Below are 14,404 nucleotides of genomic sequence, written 5' to 3' on the forward strand. Positions count from 1 at the left end.
TTCTAATCCGGATATGAATTACCTCAGAATAATCGAAAGCGAGGATTTACATATGAAAGAAAAAGAATTTAAGAATGTCAGATGGGGCGATATTTATTACTGCGACTTGGGGGTTACAAACGGTAGTGTGCAATCGGGAATGAGACCGGTTCTTGTGGTTCAGACAAATCGCTTAAATGAAAGCAGTCCTACGGTCGTTGTAGCCGCTATAACGGCTGTTAAAAAGAAAACGGCAATGAATACTCATATTGAGCTAAACACGGATTGTGGCTTAAAAGAGCCGTCGATGGTAATGCTTGAGCAGCTACGCACCGTGGATAAAGCCACAGAGCTTGATAATTTTGTCGGAAGAATTACCGACGCAGATAAAATCAGCGAAATCAAGCGAGGATTGAAATTTGCAGTCGGTATTCCCGTTAAACCCAAGACAGAGCGTAAAGGCATTGTACTAAGTCTTTGCCCTCGTTGCAGAAGCGAGTTTCAGTCTATCCCTGAAAACATTGTAAAAAGACTTGACCCCTTTCAGGCAGATAAAGAGATGTGCGATAAATGTCAGGTAGGATACGGCTATGACTATATGATTTTCAAAAAGAACCATCATCACGCTAAGGGAGGTGTTGACAATGTTTGAAGATAAGATTGAAGCAATGAACAAACTACCCAACGCTGTTGATGATAGTTCCGGCTTTGAGAAAAGAGTTTATACGGTAGAAGAAATAATGGATATTCTCAGCATTGGAAAGAACACTGCTTATGCTCTCGTCAACTCAGGCGTTTTCCATTTTGTAAAGGTCGGCGGACATTACAGAATTTCCAAGAAGAGCTTTGACCGATGGCTTGATAATATGGACAGCGAAAGCTCCGGTTGTCAATTATGCGATTAAACCAATCGCATAATTAACAAAAACTCCGATTTTCAGTACCATATAGCCAAGTCACTTGCTATATGGTAGTCAGAGTGGCAAATAAGAAATCGGGGGTAAACGGTAATGCGAAAGAAAATTGAAAAGAGCGATACTCGACTTCCTAATACATTCAGGCAGACTGAACCTGATATACGAGCATACACGGTAGATGATATACAGCACATCTTGAAAGTGAGCAGAACTACCGTCTATGAGCTGCTTAAAAGCAAGAAATTCCATAGCGTTCGTGTCGGAGGTCAATATCGAATATCTAAAAAGAGCTTTGAAAATTGGCTCAATGGCGAGAAAGGAGGTTCTGAAGATGGCATTTGTTAATATGTTCAATGACCGAGTGGAGCAGTTTAATCTCAGAGAGGAAAATGAACGCTTGGCAGAATTGTTCAGCGATGAAAAGCTTCAGGAGGAAGCACAGTGGCAAGCCTATTCTGTCAAGGAAATATCTCGGTTGTTTTCCATTTCCGAAGAAGAAGCACTGAAACTGATGAATTGCGGCTTATTCAAAACATACCGAGTCGGCAACGAATACAGAGCTTCAAAGAAAAGCGTTGAAGAAAATAAGAAAATCGTCAAGGCAGTTCTTACATATCAGGACAAAAAGACAATGTCTGTACCCGACGTAATGAGAATACTCGGTCTTGGAAAGACGGCTACATACCGACTCATCAATCAGTGCCGATTTAAGACCTATTTGGTACTGGGCAAAATGAGAGTTGATGTGGATAGCTTTGAAGATTGGTATGCAGGACAATTCCATTATGAGAAAGTAAACGGCGAAAGACCCGGTAAGAAATACGGCAAAACGCTCTCTCCTCTTACTGTTGCAAAGGTACTCGGCATTCCGAGAAGCACCGCAAATGACCTTATGAACGATGGCATTGTTGAGTTTATATGGGTTGACGGTAAACGCCGAATAAAAAGAGAAAGCTTTGATAAGTGGTACGCTTCGCAAAGTAAATACACTAAAGTTAAGGAAATCGAGGAGGTGGAGGGATATGTCGATTGAGGATAGAGTTCGTGAATTAAACGGCGGTACATATACAAAAAAGAGCTATTCCGTAGAGGAAGTTCAGTCAATCTTGGGTATTACCCGACAGACCGTATATAAGCTCATCAAACAGGGGTGTTTTCAGGCAGTAATGCTCGAAACCGGATACCGCATAATAAAGACCAGCTTTGATAAATGGCTGGATAATGAATAAGGAGGAACGACTATGGCTTCTATTGTAAAGAGAAAGAATCGATATTCCGTCGTTTATACCTACAAAGACGATGACGGAAACCAACATCAAAAATGGGAAACCTTTGATACAAACGCAGACGCTAAAAAGAGAAAAACTCAAATTGAGTTTGAACAGCAAAGCGGTACATTCATCATTCCTAATGCTACGACAGTTGCGGATTTGCTTGAAGAATACTGCTCCGTGTACGGAGTAAATAACTGGGCAATGTCAACCTACCGTTCAAAGAAAGGGCTTATGTATAATTACATCATTCCGCTTATCGGCGATGTGAAACTTGATGAACTGACTCCGAGACTTATGGATAAATTCTATCAAAGCCTTCTGAAAGTTAAGACCAAAGTGGTACAGAATAAAAAGCCTAAAAATGAGTATCTGACCGTACATACCGTAAGAGAAATCCATAAGTTTTTAAGGAGTGCCTTTAATCAGGCGGTAAAATGGGAGTTGATGACAAGAAACCCGGTTCTCAATGCAACGCTCCCGAAAGAGGAACATCAGAAACGAGAAATATGGACAGCAGAAACTCTTATGCACGCTCTTGAAGTGTGCGATGATGATATTCTCGCATTAGCCATCAATTTATCCTTTGCCTGTTCACTCCGTATGGGTGAAATGCTCGGTCTTACTTGGGATTGCATTGATATTTCGGAGGAAAGCCTGAAAGAAAACAACGCTTCCATTTTTGTAGATAAAGAGCTTCAGCGAGTAAACAGAGATGTAATGGAGGTGCTTGATAATAAGGACATTATCCGTGTCTTTCCGAGAACTCTGTCAAATACAAATACCTCCCTTGTTTTGAAAACGCCAAAAACTAAAACAAGTGTGAGAAAAATCTTCTTGCCGTCAACCGTAGCTCAAATGCTGTTAGAGAGAAAAAAGCAGATTGACGAAATGAAAGAGCTTTTCGGTGATGAGTATTTGGATTATGACTTGGTATTCTGCCATTCGTCAGGCAGACCGATGGAAGGTCAGGTAATCAACCGTGCTTTGAAAAAGCTGATACAGGACAACGACTTACCCGATGTGGTATTTCACAGCTTCCGTCACGCAAGTATAACCTACAAGCTGAAATGGAACGGCGGCGATATGAAATCGGTTCAAGGCGACTCAGGACACGCCCGAATGGATATGGTTGCCGATGTTTACAGCCATATAATCGACGAGGACAGGCGATATAACGCACAGAAGTTTGAGGAACAGTTCTACAACGCTAAAGGTCTCAAAAATGCGGAAGAAGGTAAAACTGCTCCAATGCCCAAGTTTGAAACTTCGGTTGAACTCCTTGACCCAATGGCAGAGGTTCAAAAAGAGAGCGAAGTTGAAAAAGAAAAGCCTGCTGAGAACAGTACAGATGAAAACGCCGCCTTGCTCACAAAACTGTTATCAAATCCGGAAACAGCAGCATTATTAAAGGCTTTAGCGAAAACAATTTAGTCATACAAAAAAGGCAATCCGTCAGGGTTGCCTTTTGTAATTCCTGAAAAATCTTGAAATCAAGAAGAAAAACCATTATAATATTTGAACACAGATTATTGATTTGCATAAGAGAATGCGTAAACTTCAAATGCGTTTCCTGTGATTTATGGGCTACAGATTAACTCAATGATGTTTCCCATATTTCTTTGCATTTGCTAATACCCTGCTAAAAGGAAGGCAAAAAACCACGAAAAATTAGCAGGTTTTGGACGAGAATTTACTAACAGTGAAATCCCAGAAAAGCCAGTAAAATCAAGGATTTTCGGGGATTTGTAGGGAGTCAAAAATGCCCCTCGGGGGCTTCTCCTAAGCGAGGGGTCGGAGGTTCAAATCCTCTTGGCGACGGGCTTCAAAGCGTTCGAAAATGTTAGCTGGATTAGCTGACAACGAACGCTTTTGTTATTTTCAAATCACGTTCGTGACACAAAATTCCATTCAAAATGATCAATTTCCAGCTAACGCAATCCGATTTTTGTTAGCTGACAGCTAATCAAAATTACCGGTTTGCAAACATGGGTTTTAGGAAGTCCAGCTAACATTTGGGTTCCGCTTTGTTTACACCCCCCTTATTTGGGGATGTAAATCAGAGAAAAGGCGGGAAAAGAAACAATCTCTCCCAAACCTGCAAACATAAATTAGCTGAAACAGTACTCAATTCTATTAGCTACAGCTAATGGTCAAACAGCAATGTCTGTTTGGAACTTTACTATCTATAAAAGTTCCAGGCAGGCATTTTTTAGTGTCCTGAATCCTGGAGGAAAGGAGTCAAGATGACTGAACTAAACAGACAATCAGAAGAAAACGAAGAAAGAATCATAGAAATTGAGATTGAGCGTCTTCGACCATTCAAAGAGCATCCGTTTCAAGTGAAAGATGATAAGGAAATGTTTCTTCTGCAGGAAAGCATTGAGAAGTATGGCATTTTAAATCCGCTAAGGCTTGCGATTTTGGCAACCGCAGAGGGAAGAAAGTTTTTATGAAAGGCTTCCCTACATGGAGAAGGCTCACATAAACAGCAAAAAGCGCCTGCCTGCAAAACGCAGACAGGCGCAGAGGAATTATAAAATCTATTTACATGATTTTTATGTTCATACTCATGCCCAGAATACCCCCATGGAGGATATGAGCTTTTTTTGACCGTAAAATATTAGGCAGATTGTTGAAGGCAAAAATGAACACGGCAATATTACCTCCTATTGGCTACCGTGTCCCTGTAGGTCGTCATTGGTTTGTGCAAGCGCAAAGAAACGGCGGCTCTGAAATTCAAAGCCGCCGTTTCTTATAGGCGTGTTGATAGGACTGCTGGACGACGACTTTTTTCTTTGCCGCCGTCCGGCAGCTACCTTTCTTATTGCTTTTAACGGGTTATTCCATCTCTCTATAGCGGGCAGCAATTTCCTCCGTAATCGGAATTAGTCTGCAATCTTCAATCGAGTACACCTGATCGCATAGCTGTTCAATGTCTTTGAAATGGTGTGAAGTCAGAAAAATGGTCTTGCCTTCCGCTTTCAGCATACGGATGATGGCCTTTACATCCTCATAGGTTTTGTAGTCCAATGCGTTAAAAGGCTCATCCAAAATCAGAATATCCTGCCCCTCCATAATTGCCTGTGCAATCCCCAGTTTCTGCTTCATACCAAGAGAATAATTGTCTACTTTCGTTTTATTATCAGGGTCAAGCCCCACTTTGCCCATGGCCTGTCGGATTTCTTTTTCTCCAATTTTCCCTTGAATGTCCGCAAGAAATTTCAGATTTTGAAAACCACTGTAAATGCCAATAAACCCGGGGGAATTGATAAATACTCCCAAACTTTCGGGGAAGTCGCGGCCATTTTTACCAAGCTGTTTTCCGCGCACATAAACACTGCCCCGATCAGGCTTCTCGAAACCGCATAAAATCTTGAACAGCACCGACTTTCCGCTGCCGTTAGCGCCAACCAAACCAACAGCTGTTCCCTGTTCTATGGACAGTGAAACGTCTTGAAGAATTGCCTTGCCACCAAAACTTTTTGATACATTTTTCACTTCAATATATGAACTCATATTCTGTCCTCCTAATTCAATATTTTCTTGTAGCCACACATAAGGATTCCTGCAATCATCAGCGTTAAAATAGCGGCCTCTATCCCAAAGGCGGACACAGCGGAAATTCCAATTCCCGGTTCCACAACAGAAATTCTTGTCAGGCTGGAAAGGCCAAAAGGCGAATAAGCTACCCAATTCCCCGGAAGGACACAGAGCAGATTTCCCGCCACTAACACAAGGAAACCGATTGTAACCTGTCTTGTGGCAATGTAGATGCCGAGCATAATCAGATATTGCGCCAATATATCAAGGCACTTCATCAAAACCGCATAGAGCAGGAATCTGAAAGAAACGATTGTTAATCCAGTGCTGAATAGGGATGCCCCTATAAGGCCAGCCATAAGCCAAAAGATTGCATATACCATGAGAAACTTTATGCTGACCAATAAAATGCTCTTCATCAAATGCCTGCGGCCCTTCGAGCGCACAGAAACAAATATAGATTGCCCGTTCACTGTTTGCTCCACAAAAGCGGCAAGCAGGTAAAGGGGCACACCGCCGGTAATCAGCAGTTCAAGAAAAGGTAAAACTTGAAAATATCCGGTTCCATGTCCTGCAAACAGGGCATAAATCCATTCCAATCCTGATAGGGCGGTGCCATTGCCTAAGCCTTTGTAAATCGAAACTCCCAACACAACACCTAAAAGAATCAGCAGATTACGAGGGATCATGAGCGCATGGAAATAGTAGCCAGCTATACCACGGTGGGACAACGGTATATGCGGCAACTGTCCCCGCCACGCAAACCGAATAGATATAGCAATTATCAAAACAATGAGCAGCAAAGTAAAGGCAGTTATCTCTAAACGATGGGGCACGCCCAAATTGTGGTGTAAAATCAGCAAATGATTAAAACTCGTCAGCGGAATATTTTGAATTGCCGGAAGCTTGATCCACACAGCCGAGAGGACATAAAGAACGATTACAATTCGAATCGTCCACTTTCTCCCAGTGAAATGTCCAATCCACATACAGATTCCAAATATCAGCCAACTTCCAATAAGCTGATAGAGGGTAAAACAGACAAACGCCTGCAAGGGACTGGCAAAAAGCTGTTCCAGAGTGGAAAATAACTCGGCTTCCGTTGCACCCGCAGCAAGGTTCCATTCGTTGCCTAAAGGTAATCCTATACCAGACAGAAGAATTGCCCCAGTTTGAACAGCCGTCAGAATGACTGCAATCAAACCGACCCCAATCCATTTTTTCAGAAAATAAGAATGGTAACTTTGAAACCGTAAGATTACTGGCTCTCCGTCGTCATCAATAAAGGAAAAGCAGCTTAACAGTACAATCGGCAGCACAAAATAGGTCAGATAGTAATGGTCTGATACCGCCGACAAGATGTGCCGCTCGTATGCAATACCTCCGTTTAACCTCCCGCTGATGGAAAAAAGTATACATCCGGCAAATAGGGCAAGCGACTTTCCATATCCCCACAAACGGAGATTTTTTCTGATAAGCGCAATCATAACGGACTCCTAAATGGTTACGATAGCATTTTTCTTAGAAAGGAGAAACGCTGTCAGGCCAATCACAATGCTTAAAACGATTGGGCCAAAGAGGAAAGAGGAGATCGATACGACCTTTGGATCGACTGTTGTGGGATCAAAAGCTACGACCAGCCGCAGTCTCTCCAAGCGGAGAATCGCCAGAACGAAGTTTTCTAAAATGGAATACATAAACGGCCCGGTAAGGATCACAAAAATGTTCTTGCAGTATAAAGCGAGGACAAAACCGAAGGTCATTACAAAAAGGCTGACGATGCCTCTCCAAAGGGACAGGGCAACTGCATATAACAGCGGGGTCTTTATAAACGCGTTTTCAAATACATGGCGAAACGGATTTTCAACGAAAGGAACCACGGGCGTTTTTACATAGAGGCAAACACCGCCGATAGTATATAAGGGATTACAATAATACAAAGGGTTCCCAGTGCATACGCAATCCATTTGGCAGTCAGGTACTTCTTAATTTTCACTCGCGGCATGACATAGAGCAGGAAGTTGTTTTTGCGCTCGTAATACAAATTCCAGCATAGCGGCACCACAACAAACAGCGGATAAAGCAGAGAAAACAGCTCTGTTCCAACTTCCCATGCCTCTAAATCGTAGTGTAGTGTATAGTTTTGATAAATTGTGCAGGACAACACACTCATGGCGATTGCCAGAAGAACTGTTGTCAATAGCACCGGCAGAAAAACTTTTTTCCACTCATTTCTCACAAGGCCTATCATATTCATTCATCCCTTTCTTTGTTTTTTCCAGTATATCGAACTCTTTCAGGCGCTTCAATAGCCGGAAACAAGAGAGGGTTTTAAGGGAACAAGATAAATTTCGTTCCCTTAAAACCCTCGTTCATACCCTTTTTTATGGCATGAGTACGCCAAAGACAACATAATTTTCATTCAAAATGGATTCGTTACGGGTCAGGATTTTTCCATGATACCGTTCCGTCATGCGTAGGATGTTATACAGGCCAAAGCCGTGGCCGTCCCGATTTGCCTTTGTAGTTACACCTTTTCCAAACAAGGCCATAAATTCAGTATTTGACAGCGGCGGAGCCGGATTGGAAACTGTCAACTCCAGAAAGTCCCCCTGTTTCTTACTGGATAAAAAAACCGTACTTCCTTTCGGTGAAGCCTCGATTGCATTGTCCAATAAAATTCCAATGGCCTCGATCCATTCTGTTTCCGGGGTGACGGTTTTCTTGAAAAGACCGTGTAAGGATAATTCTATGTGAAGATTTGCCACTTCTGCCTGCTTTATTTTTCCAAACAGCATCCCGGCAATCATTTTGCTGTCGCATGAGAGCAGTTCCCGATCATTAAGACTGATTCCAATACTTCCTGTAAGATCTGCTACTTCTTTCCGGGCTTCTTCTAAAGTATCAGCAGAGGCAACGGCAGCTTCAATCGCCATCATCCGGTTATTAAATTCATGCTGCCTTGCCCTAACCTGTGAGATCAATTCTTCTACAATAGGCACATACTGCTCAATCATGTGGATTCGCTTTTGCTCCTGCGTCCGACGCTGATGTAGGAACAGCAATATACTGTCCAGCAGCAACACCGCAAGGATCAGAATTATAATCACCCACAGATGGGAAAGAATTCTATCCACATCAAAAGAGAGGATAGAAAGCACTGCCATGAGAAGGACAGAGATATTGGCAGATACGATCAGAACTGTGAAATCGCTTCTTTGGACGAGCTGATGGATCAAGCCGAAAAGTGGCGTGAACTCCAGTACGACTATAAGGCACAACGCCGCTATACGGCTGCCCAACAGGAGTAAAATATCCGTAGCTCCGCAGACAGCAAAAAGAACCGCGCACAGGCATTTGACGAACAGGAAAATGGAGAAGGCCGCCATTGTGCCGCAGAAAACCGTTCCGCTGGATTTGGAGCCGAAGAAAATACTGCTCAACAACAATACTGCAAAAATCAAAAACAGCAATCCAACAATATTGTCTGCTGGTAGTATTTCAAAGCCTTCACTGCGGAAAGATGCCGTCATATTTGCTCCGACAGAAAAATCCACTCTCGGTACAACACAAAGAACAAGAAGAATGGGAAAAATGAGAAAATCTTTTGCCTTTATTTCTGATTTTTGCCGGAAAACGGCTTCACAGCAGAGAGCCAGTATTCCCACATCCAATCCTAACTGTATCAGATTCATTAGAAAGTTCATGTTTACCCCCATAATTCGGCCTGATATTTATTTCCGATGGGGATTGTATCTGTAAATCCTTTCAGAAAAATCTTCCGCTCGGATTTGTCAATTTTCTCAATATGGGATTTGTTCACGACATAACTCTTATGGCACTGAACAAATGCTGGATCATCAAGCAACGCCAATAAACCAGACAAAGTGTACCCGGAAATCGTATCTTCTTTGATGCCGGACAGACGGCTACTGGTATGGATCACAAGTTTTTTTCCAAAGGCTTCGATATAGGCAATATCCTGTGTAACATATTCTAAGATAAATTGCTTTTGCTCAATCTGAATGGTTTTTGCTTGTTGGCTCATCTGTTTAGACAATCCCAACGCGTCACGAAATGCCGTTACAAATTCTTCTTCGCCAAATGGCTTTACAAGAAAACTGTAACACTTCACATCTCGATAAGCTGAAAGTTCTTCTCCTGCCAATGCCGTTTCAAAAATAATCGGCGTATATTTATATTCCGGCAATTCGCGGAGCTGCTTTGCTAAGCTGGTTCCTTTATAGTCCTCTAACTGAATATCAAGGATAAAAAGGGAAACATCGTTCGCTTTTGCATATTGCAAAGCTTCTCCGGCCTCGGAAACAGAATGTACCTCAAGATCGGCAGATATATTGTCAATATAACGCACAATTTTCTTTACTGCACTTGTATTATCTTCTACTAATAGCACCTTACTCATGTTACAATTTCTCGCCGCCTTTCTTTTGTTTTTGCCGTTTATCTACTGGCTTATCTGCTGCCTTTGGTATAAGCCACATATATCCGATTTTTGAAATGCCAGGTATGCGGGCATCCTCACAAAGCCGCTGTACCCGCCTTTCAGAAATGCCCCACTTTTTCGCTGCTTCGGGACAGGACATATACTCCATCTTCATCCGCCCTTTCTCTAAACTCTATCAGTATAATTATGTACGGAAATCCGTATAATATCAAGGCTAAAATATGAATTATTTTAGCTAATAACGGGAACTATAAAGACATATCCAGAAAGAAAGATGAACTGTAAAATGTAGTTTGGTGAATGAATATGGCAAAGAGACCAGTACAGAAAATTGACTTTCGCCCTTATGGGGCAGCAATAAAAGCAGCACGGACGGGGCAAAAAGAGTCCCGCAACAAAGTGGGGGACGAGATATATCTTTCTCCCCGCTATCTCGCCAATATTGAGAACAAGAGGCGACATCCGAGCCTCCAAATCTTTTTTGAGCTCATGTCCCGCTATCACATCTCCGTGGATCAACTTCTCTTTGGGGATACGGCAGATGGGAAATCCACGGCGCGCCGGCAGCTTGACGTCCTGGCAGATGAATTGACCGATCGGGAGATCGGGATCATCATTGCCACCGTACAGGCCGTGTTGGGCGCCAGAGAAAAGGGGGAGTGACCATGCTCCCGGCACAACTGAATAGGAACTAACAGACGCTATGAACGGATAAAGTTTGTAGCGTTTTTTTCTTTGCGTTTTGGTAGCAAAAGTGAAGGTTTTGGTATTACTTAGGTACGAGAAAAGAAACGATAGCAAGCACAGCAAGTGAGTACCCACTTGCGAAATTTCTGCTTGTTGGGATAATCCCAAACCCTTATAAAGAACGGAGGCGGCGCATGGCAAATCGAAAGCGAAATATTCAGATGAAGTTTTATGTCACGGAGGAAGAAAAACGCCTCATTGACAAGAAGATGGCCCAGCTCCCCACCCGGCGCTATGGCGCCTACCTGCGGAAGATGGCGATTGACGGATATATCATCTACACCGACACCACGGAGATCAAAGCGTTTACCTCGGAACTTTCCGCCATCGGCCGGAATATCAACCAGATTGCCAAGCGGATCAATGCCGGAGGCCCTGCGTATCAGGCCGACATGGAGGAGATACGGGAAAGGCTGGATGAGATATGGCAGTTACAAAGACGCATCCTATCAAGTCAACGCTGAAAGCGGCCATTGACTATATCTGCAACCCAGAAAAGACGGATGGAAAGCTGCTTGTATCCGCCCATGGCTGCGCCGCCGAAACCGCGGATATCGAATTTTCCTGGACCCGCCGCCACGCCATCGACAAGGGAACGAACCTGGGCCGCCACCTGATCCAAGCCTTTCAACCTGGGGAGGTCACGCCGGAGCAGGCCCATGAGATCGGCATGGAGCTTGCAAAAGAAATCCTGGGCGGCAAGTATGAGTTTGTGCTTACCACCCATATAGACAAAGAACATGTTCATAACCACCTGATTTTTAATGCGGTTGAGGTGCAAATCGGTATTTACTTCTACTTAGACATACAAACTGTTGACAGTAAAACTCCTATATAGTATTATTTGATAATATACTATATAGGAGTTTTTGTGCGAAAATGAATGGCGGATTTCTTGTTACCAAAATAAAACAACTTGGAGATCGAATCTTTGAGAAGATTCTCAGCGAAAAGAATATTGATGCGTTTAACGGAGCCCAAGGGCGTATTCTTTATGTACTGTGGCAGGAAGATGGAATCTCAATCAGGTCACTCTCGATTAAATGTGGATTAGCGATAACTTCTCTTACTACGATGCTGGAAAGAATGGAAAAACAAGGGCTGATAAGCCGTGTTCAGTCTGAAACGGACAAAAGGAAAACACTCCTGTTTCTGACTGAGAAAGCACATGCCTTAAAGGGCGAGTACGATTCTGTATCTGATGAGATGGGCAGTATTTACTACAAAGGTTTTTCAGAGGAAGAAATTACCCGGTTTGAGGAATGCCTCGACCGCATCAGAAAGAATCTTGAGGAGTGGCAGAAGTCATGAGTATTTGTATCAAAGATCAGATTCAGAACATGAATATCGTCATTGGCTGCACAGTGGGGTGTGCATATTGCTATGCCCGCAACAACGTGAAACGCTGGCATATGATTGATGACTTCGCTGACCCTGAATTCTTTCCGGGTAAGCTCAAGATGATGGAAAAGAAACGTCCGCAGAACTTTCTTCTTACCGGCATGAGCGATCTCTCCGGATGGAAGCCGGAATGGAGAGACGAGGTATTTGCAAAGATCCGTGAAAATCCACAGCATCAGTTCCTGTTCCTTACCAAGCGACCTGATTTGCTGGATTTTGATACCGATCTGGAAAACGCATGGTTTGGCGTTACGGTGACGAGGAAAGCAGAACTGTGGCGTATCGACGCCCTTCGGAAAAACGTCAGAGCAAAACATTACCATGTTACCTTTGAGCCGTTATTCGATGATCCCGGCACAGTTGACCTTTCCGGAATCAATTGGATCGTTGTCGGCACCATGACCGGAGCTCAGAGCAGGAAGATTCATACGGAGCCGGAATGGGCATGGTCTCTGACGGACCAGGCACATAAGCTCGGCATTCCGGTGTTTATGAAGGAAGACCTTGTCCCTATCATAGGGGATGAAAATATGATTCAGGAAATGCCGGAAGAATTTAATAAAGTGTTAGAGGTACAGAAATCATGGAAGAAGTAATGAATGGAATCCTCATTCGTGAGGTGGAAACAAAGAACATCATGACTAAGTCTAGTCTGCCGGTAGGCGGTTACTCGGTCAATCCCTATGTGGGCTGTACACATGCCTGCAAGTATTGCTATGCTTCTTTTATGAAGCGCTTTACCGGGCACAAGGAGGAATGGGGCACTTTCCTTGATGTGAAGCATTGGCCAGAAATTAAAAATCCGAAGAAATATGCCGGACAGCGGGTGGTCATCGGTTCTGTGACAGATGGCTACAATCCACAGGAGGAGCAATTCGGGAATACCAGAAAACTTCTGGAGCAGCTGATCGGCAGTGACGCAGATATTCTGATCTGCACAAAGTCGGATCTTGTGGTACGGGATATTGATCTGTTGAAGAAGCTTGGACGTGTAACCGTTTCATGGTCGATCAACACACTAGATGAAAATTTCAAGAACGATATGGATTCTGCTTCGAGCATTGAGCACCGTATCGCTGCTATGAAGCAGGTATATGAGGCAGGTATCCGTACAGTCTGTTTCGTATCCCCGGTATTCCCCGGTATCACGGATTTTGAAGCAATCTTTGAGCGGGTAAAGGATCAGTGCGATCTGTTCTGGCTCGAAAATCTCAATCTTCGAGGCGGTTTCAAAAAGACAATTATGGATTATATTGCCGGAAAATATCCTGATCTTGTACCCCTTTACGACGAGATCTATAACAAGCATAACCGCAGCTACTTTGAAGCACTTGAAGTAAAAGCTGAGGAAATGGCTAAGAAGTATGATTGCCCATTTGTGGATAATGAAATGCCTTATGGCAGAGTCCCGCAGGGACATCCGGTGATCGTAGATTATTTCTATCATGAGGAAATCCGAGGGACAGAGAATACAGGAAAAAGAAATCGTTAATCTAAATGAAAATTAAACTGATGATGGTGGAGAGATTTATTTATCGCCATTTGAAATCGAGAAATTCTTGTTTGAAAAATAGAGAAATTGTAAAATTGAAGAAAAAAGAAATGCACAGTTCTTAGCTTATCGAGAACTGTGCATTTTTGTAAATAAATACTTTTAATTAGCCGATTACGGCGTCCTCTGCTGTAAAATGTTCCAGAGAATTTTCTTTTACCTGAATGCAGATATAAGTAATTCCGGAAATATCGGATGCAAAAAACTGACGCTTTGCAGCAGGTGCGATTTTTAGCCAGTCTCCAGTTGAAAGGCTGATTTCTTCTCCATCAATTATGGCTTTGCCGTTACCTGAAAGAATTCCATAGATTTCCTCATTTTCTTTATGAGAATGAACAAATGGGACATTTGCTCCTGCAGGTAGTTCGTTTAAACTGATTTCTGCACCTGTTAAAGACAACTTTTCGTGCAGCTCAATTCGGTTTTCCTTTCCAATAGTTGTTTTTGTGTAATTTGTCATAATGATACCTCCATAGTTGATTTGTAGTTTCGGGTTGCTTGGTATTAGTATAGTGTGAGACACATACAA

At 43.0% G+C, this 14,404-nt stretch carries 20 protein-coding genes and 1 pseudogene; 14 read left to right on the forward strand and 7 right to left on the reverse strand.

What is annotated here, in order from left to right:
• The first annotated feature begins 52 nt into the window (after window positions 1-52).
• From DW904_RS01730 to DW904_RS01760, 7 genes are all read left to right on the forward strand, one after another.
• The gene (locus tag DW904_RS01730; protein ID WP_024721675.1) at window positions 53-631 is read left to right on the forward strand and encodes a type II toxin-antitoxin system PemK/MazF family toxin; all 579 of its coding nucleotides are present in this window, start codon (window positions 53-55) and stop codon (window positions 629-631) included.
• Window positions 624-884 carry a helix-turn-helix domain-containing protein gene (locus DW904_RS01735; RefSeq protein ID WP_015573048.1) on the forward strand — a complete coding sequence of 87 codons (261 nt, stop codon included), beginning with the start codon at window positions 624-626 and terminating at the stop codon, window positions 882-884. Before DW904_RS01730 ends, DW904_RS01735 begins: the two co-directional genes overlap by 8 nt.
• Before the next feature lie 105 nt (window positions 885-989).
• Window positions 990-1,241 carry a helix-turn-helix domain-containing protein gene (locus tag DW904_RS01740; protein WP_015573047.1) on the forward strand — a complete coding sequence of 84 codons (252 nt, stop codon included), beginning with the start codon at window positions 990-992 and terminating at the stop codon, window positions 1,239-1,241.
• Between the two features lie 388 nt (window positions 1,242-1,629).
• The gene (locus DW904_RS24845; protein ID WP_347562001.1) at window positions 1,630-1,929 is read left to right on the forward strand and encodes a helix-turn-helix domain-containing protein; all 300 of its coding nucleotides are present in this window, start codon (window positions 1,630-1,632) and stop codon (window positions 1,927-1,929) included.
• The gene (locus DW904_RS01750; protein WP_015573045.1) at window positions 1,919-2,125 is read left to right on the forward strand and encodes a helix-turn-helix domain-containing protein; all 207 of its coding nucleotides are present in this window, start codon (window positions 1,919-1,921) and stop codon (window positions 2,123-2,125) included. Before DW904_RS24845 ends, DW904_RS01750 begins: the two co-directional genes overlap by 11 nt.
• Window positions 2,126-2,137: 12 nt before the next feature.
• Window positions 2,138-3,601 (forward strand): site-specific integrase, encoded by a 1,464-nt coding sequence (locus DW904_RS01755; protein WP_015573044.1) that lies wholly within the window; start codon window positions 2,138-2,140, stop codon window positions 3,599-3,601.
• Between the two features lie 812 nt (window positions 3,602-4,413).
• A complete protein-coding gene (locus DW904_RS01760) occupies window positions 4,414-4,623 on the forward strand; it encodes a stage 0 sporulation protein J (RefSeq protein ID WP_118577814.1) in 210 nt (69 codons plus the stop codon).
• 385 nt (window positions 4,624-5,008) lie between these two features.
• Here DW904_RS01760 and DW904_RS01765 read toward each other — a convergent pair whose 3' ends face one another.
• Window positions 5,009-5,686 (reverse strand): ABC transporter ATP-binding protein, encoded by a 678-nt coding sequence (locus tag DW904_RS01765; protein ID WP_117510587.1) that lies wholly within the window; start codon window positions 5,684-5,686, stop codon window positions 5,009-5,011.
• An 11-nt stretch (window positions 5,687-5,697) separates the two neighbouring features.
• The gene (locus tag DW904_RS01770; RefSeq protein ID WP_118577815.1) at window positions 5,698-7,197 is read right to left on the reverse strand and encodes a hypothetical protein; all 1,500 of its coding nucleotides are present in this window, start codon (window positions 7,195-7,197) and stop codon (window positions 5,698-5,700) included.
• Window positions 7,198-7,210: 13 nt separating this feature from the next.
• Here DW904_RS01770 and DW904_RS23425 point away from each other — a divergent pair, with 13 nt between their 5' ends.
• Entirely contained in the window at window positions 7,211-7,606 is a 396-nt protein-coding gene (locus DW904_RS23425) for a hypothetical protein (RefSeq protein WP_243110256.1), read from the forward strand.
• Here the strand turns inward: DW904_RS23425 and DW904_RS23430 are convergent.
• The 4 genes from DW904_RS23430 to DW904_RS01790 form a co-directional block, all read right to left on the reverse strand.
• Window positions 7,599-7,967, reverse strand: coding sequence for a hypothetical protein (locus DW904_RS23430; protein WP_243110257.1), 369 nt, complete (start codon window positions 7,965-7,967; stop codon window positions 7,599-7,601). The two genes, DW904_RS23425 and DW904_RS23430, sit on opposite strands and share 8 nt — an antisense overlap.
• Before the next feature lie 127 nt (window positions 7,968-8,094).
• Complete coding sequence (locus DW904_RS01780; RefSeq protein ID WP_226815829.1) at window positions 8,095-9,417, reverse strand: GHKL domain-containing protein; 1,323 nt, start codon at window positions 9,415-9,417, stop codon at window positions 8,095-8,097.
• 2 nt (window positions 9,418-9,419) lie between these two features.
• A complete protein-coding gene (locus DW904_RS01785; RefSeq protein ID WP_118577817.1) occupies window positions 9,420-10,133 on the reverse strand; it encodes a LytTR family DNA-binding domain-containing protein in 714 nt (237 codons plus the stop codon).
• Window position 10,134: 1 nt separating this feature from the next.
• Window positions 10,135-10,323, reverse strand: a complete 189-nt coding sequence (locus DW904_RS01790) for a helix-turn-helix domain-containing protein (RefSeq protein WP_117524900.1) — start codon at window positions 10,321-10,323, stop codon at window positions 10,135-10,137.
• A gap of 158 nt (window positions 10,324-10,481) precedes the next feature.
• Between DW904_RS01790 and DW904_RS01795 the strand changes: the two genes are divergently transcribed.
• The 6 genes and pseudogenes from DW904_RS01795 (at window position 10,482) to DW904_RS01820 (ending at window position 13,815) form a co-directional block, all read left to right on the forward strand.
• Entirely contained in the window at window positions 10,482-10,838 is a 357-nt protein-coding gene (locus DW904_RS01795; RefSeq protein ID WP_118577818.1) for a helix-turn-helix transcriptional regulator, read from the forward strand.
• Window positions 10,839-11,056: 218 nt separating this feature from the next.
• The gene (locus DW904_RS01800) at window positions 11,057-11,386 is read left to right on the forward strand and encodes a MobC family plasmid mobilization relaxosome protein (protein WP_117854901.1); all 330 of its coding nucleotides are present in this window, start codon (window positions 11,057-11,059) and stop codon (window positions 11,384-11,386) included.
• Window positions 11,347-11,694, forward strand: a pseudogene (locus DW904_RS01805) (relaxase/mobilization nuclease domain-containing protein); the annotation flags it as partial. The gene DW904_RS01800 and the pseudogene DW904_RS01805, both read left to right, overlap by 40 nt.
• Before the next feature lie 107 nt (window positions 11,695-11,801).
• Window positions 11,802-12,233, forward strand: a complete 432-nt coding sequence (locus tag DW904_RS01810; RefSeq protein WP_118577819.1) for a radical SAM mobile pair system MarR family transcriptional regulator — start codon at window positions 11,802-11,804, stop codon at window positions 12,231-12,233.
• Window positions 12,230-12,919, forward strand: coding sequence for a radical SAM mobile pair protein A (locus DW904_RS01815; RefSeq protein ID WP_118577820.1), 690 nt, complete (start codon window positions 12,230-12,232; stop codon window positions 12,917-12,919). The genes DW904_RS01810 and DW904_RS01815 overlap by 4 nt, the downstream gene beginning before the upstream one ends.
• Window positions 12,907-13,815, forward strand: a complete 909-nt coding sequence (locus tag DW904_RS01820; protein WP_118577821.1) for a radical SAM mobile pair protein B — start codon at window positions 12,907-12,909, stop codon at window positions 13,813-13,815. The genes DW904_RS01815 and DW904_RS01820 overlap by 13 nt, the downstream gene beginning before the upstream one ends.
• Before the next feature lie 166 nt (window positions 13,816-13,981).
• Here DW904_RS01820 and DW904_RS01825 read toward each other — a convergent pair whose 3' ends face one another.
• On the reverse strand, window positions 13,982-14,335 hold the full coding sequence (locus DW904_RS01825; RefSeq protein ID WP_117495883.1) for a cupin domain-containing protein: 354 nt from the start codon (window positions 14,333-14,335) through the stop codon (window positions 13,982-13,984).
• Window positions 14,336-14,404 lie beyond the last annotated feature (69 nt).

This window comes from Ruminococcus sp. AM42-11 (genome assembly GCF_003480145.1).
Taxonomy (GTDB): domain Bacteria; phylum Bacillota; class Clostridia; order Lachnospirales; family Lachnospiraceae; genus Blautia_A; species Blautia_A faecis.

What these genes read in the sequence shown, in the direction of transcription:
- DW904_RS01730 (WP_024721675.1), top strand. Translation starts at nt 53, where the DNA reads ATGAAAGAAAAAGAATTTAAGAATGTCAGATGGGGCGATATTTATTAC.
- DW904_RS01735 (WP_015573048.1), top strand. Translation starts at nt 624, where the DNA reads ATGTTTGAAGATAAGATTGAAGCAATGAACAAACTACCCAACGCTGTT.
- DW904_RS01740 (WP_015573047.1), top strand. Translation starts at nt 990, where the DNA reads ATGCGAAAGAAAATTGAAAAGAGCGATACTCGACTTCCTAATACATTC.
- DW904_RS24845 (WP_347562001.1), top strand. Translation starts at nt 1,630, where the DNA reads ATGAGAGTTGATGTGGATAGCTTTGAAGATTGGTATGCAGGACAATTC.
- DW904_RS01750 (WP_015573045.1), top strand. Translation starts at nt 1,919, where the DNA reads ATGTCGATTGAGGATAGAGTTCGTGAATTAAACGGCGGTACATATACA.
- DW904_RS01755 (WP_015573044.1), top strand. Translation starts at nt 2,138, where the DNA reads ATGGCTTCTATTGTAAAGAGAAAGAATCGATATTCCGTCGTTTATACC.
- DW904_RS01760 (WP_118577814.1), top strand. Translation starts at nt 4,414, where the DNA reads ATGACTGAACTAAACAGACAATCAGAAGAAAACGAAGAAAGAATCATA.
- DW904_RS01765 (WP_117510587.1), bottom strand. Translation starts at nt 5,686, where the DNA reads ATGAGTTCATATATTGAAGTGAAAAATGTATCAAAAAGTTTTGGTGGC.
- DW904_RS01770 (WP_118577815.1), bottom strand. Translation starts at nt 7,197, where the DNA reads ATGATTGCGCTTATCAGAAAAAATCTCCGTTTGTGGGGATATGGAAAG.
- DW904_RS23425 (WP_243110256.1), top strand. Translation starts at nt 7,211, where the DNA reads ATGGTTACGATAGCATTTTTCTTAGAAAGGAGAAACGCTGTCAGGCCA.
- DW904_RS23430 (WP_243110257.1), bottom strand. Translation starts at nt 7,967, where the DNA reads ATGAATATGATAGGCCTTGTGAGAAATGAGTGGAAAAAAGTTTTTCTG.
- DW904_RS01780 (WP_226815829.1), bottom strand. Translation starts at nt 9,417, where the DNA reads ATGAACTTTCTAATGAATCTGATACAGTTAGGATTGGATGTGGGAATA.
- DW904_RS01785 (WP_118577817.1), bottom strand. Translation starts at nt 10,133, where the DNA reads ATGAGTAAGGTGCTATTAGTAGAAGATAATACAAGTGCAGTAAAGAAA.
- DW904_RS01790 (WP_117524900.1), bottom strand. Translation starts at nt 10,323, where the DNA reads ATGGAGTATATGTCCTGTCCCGAAGCAGCGAAAAAGTGGGGCATTTCT.
- DW904_RS01795 (WP_118577818.1), top strand. Translation starts at nt 10,482, where the DNA reads ATGGCAAAGAGACCAGTACAGAAAATTGACTTTCGCCCTTATGGGGCA.
- DW904_RS01800 (WP_117854901.1), top strand. Translation starts at nt 11,057, where the DNA reads ATGGCAAATCGAAAGCGAAATATTCAGATGAAGTTTTATGTCACGGAG.
- DW904_RS01810 (WP_118577819.1), top strand. Translation starts at nt 11,802, where the DNA reads ATGAATGGCGGATTTCTTGTTACCAAAATAAAACAACTTGGAGATCGA.
- DW904_RS01815 (WP_118577820.1), top strand. Translation starts at nt 12,230, where the DNA reads ATGAGTATTTGTATCAAAGATCAGATTCAGAACATGAATATCGTCATT.
- DW904_RS01820 (WP_118577821.1), top strand. Translation starts at nt 12,907, where the DNA reads ATGGAAGAAGTAATGAATGGAATCCTCATTCGTGAGGTGGAAACAAAG.
- DW904_RS01825 (WP_117495883.1), bottom strand. Translation starts at nt 14,335, where the DNA reads ATGACAAATTACACAAAAACAACTATTGGAAAGGAAAACCGAATTGAG.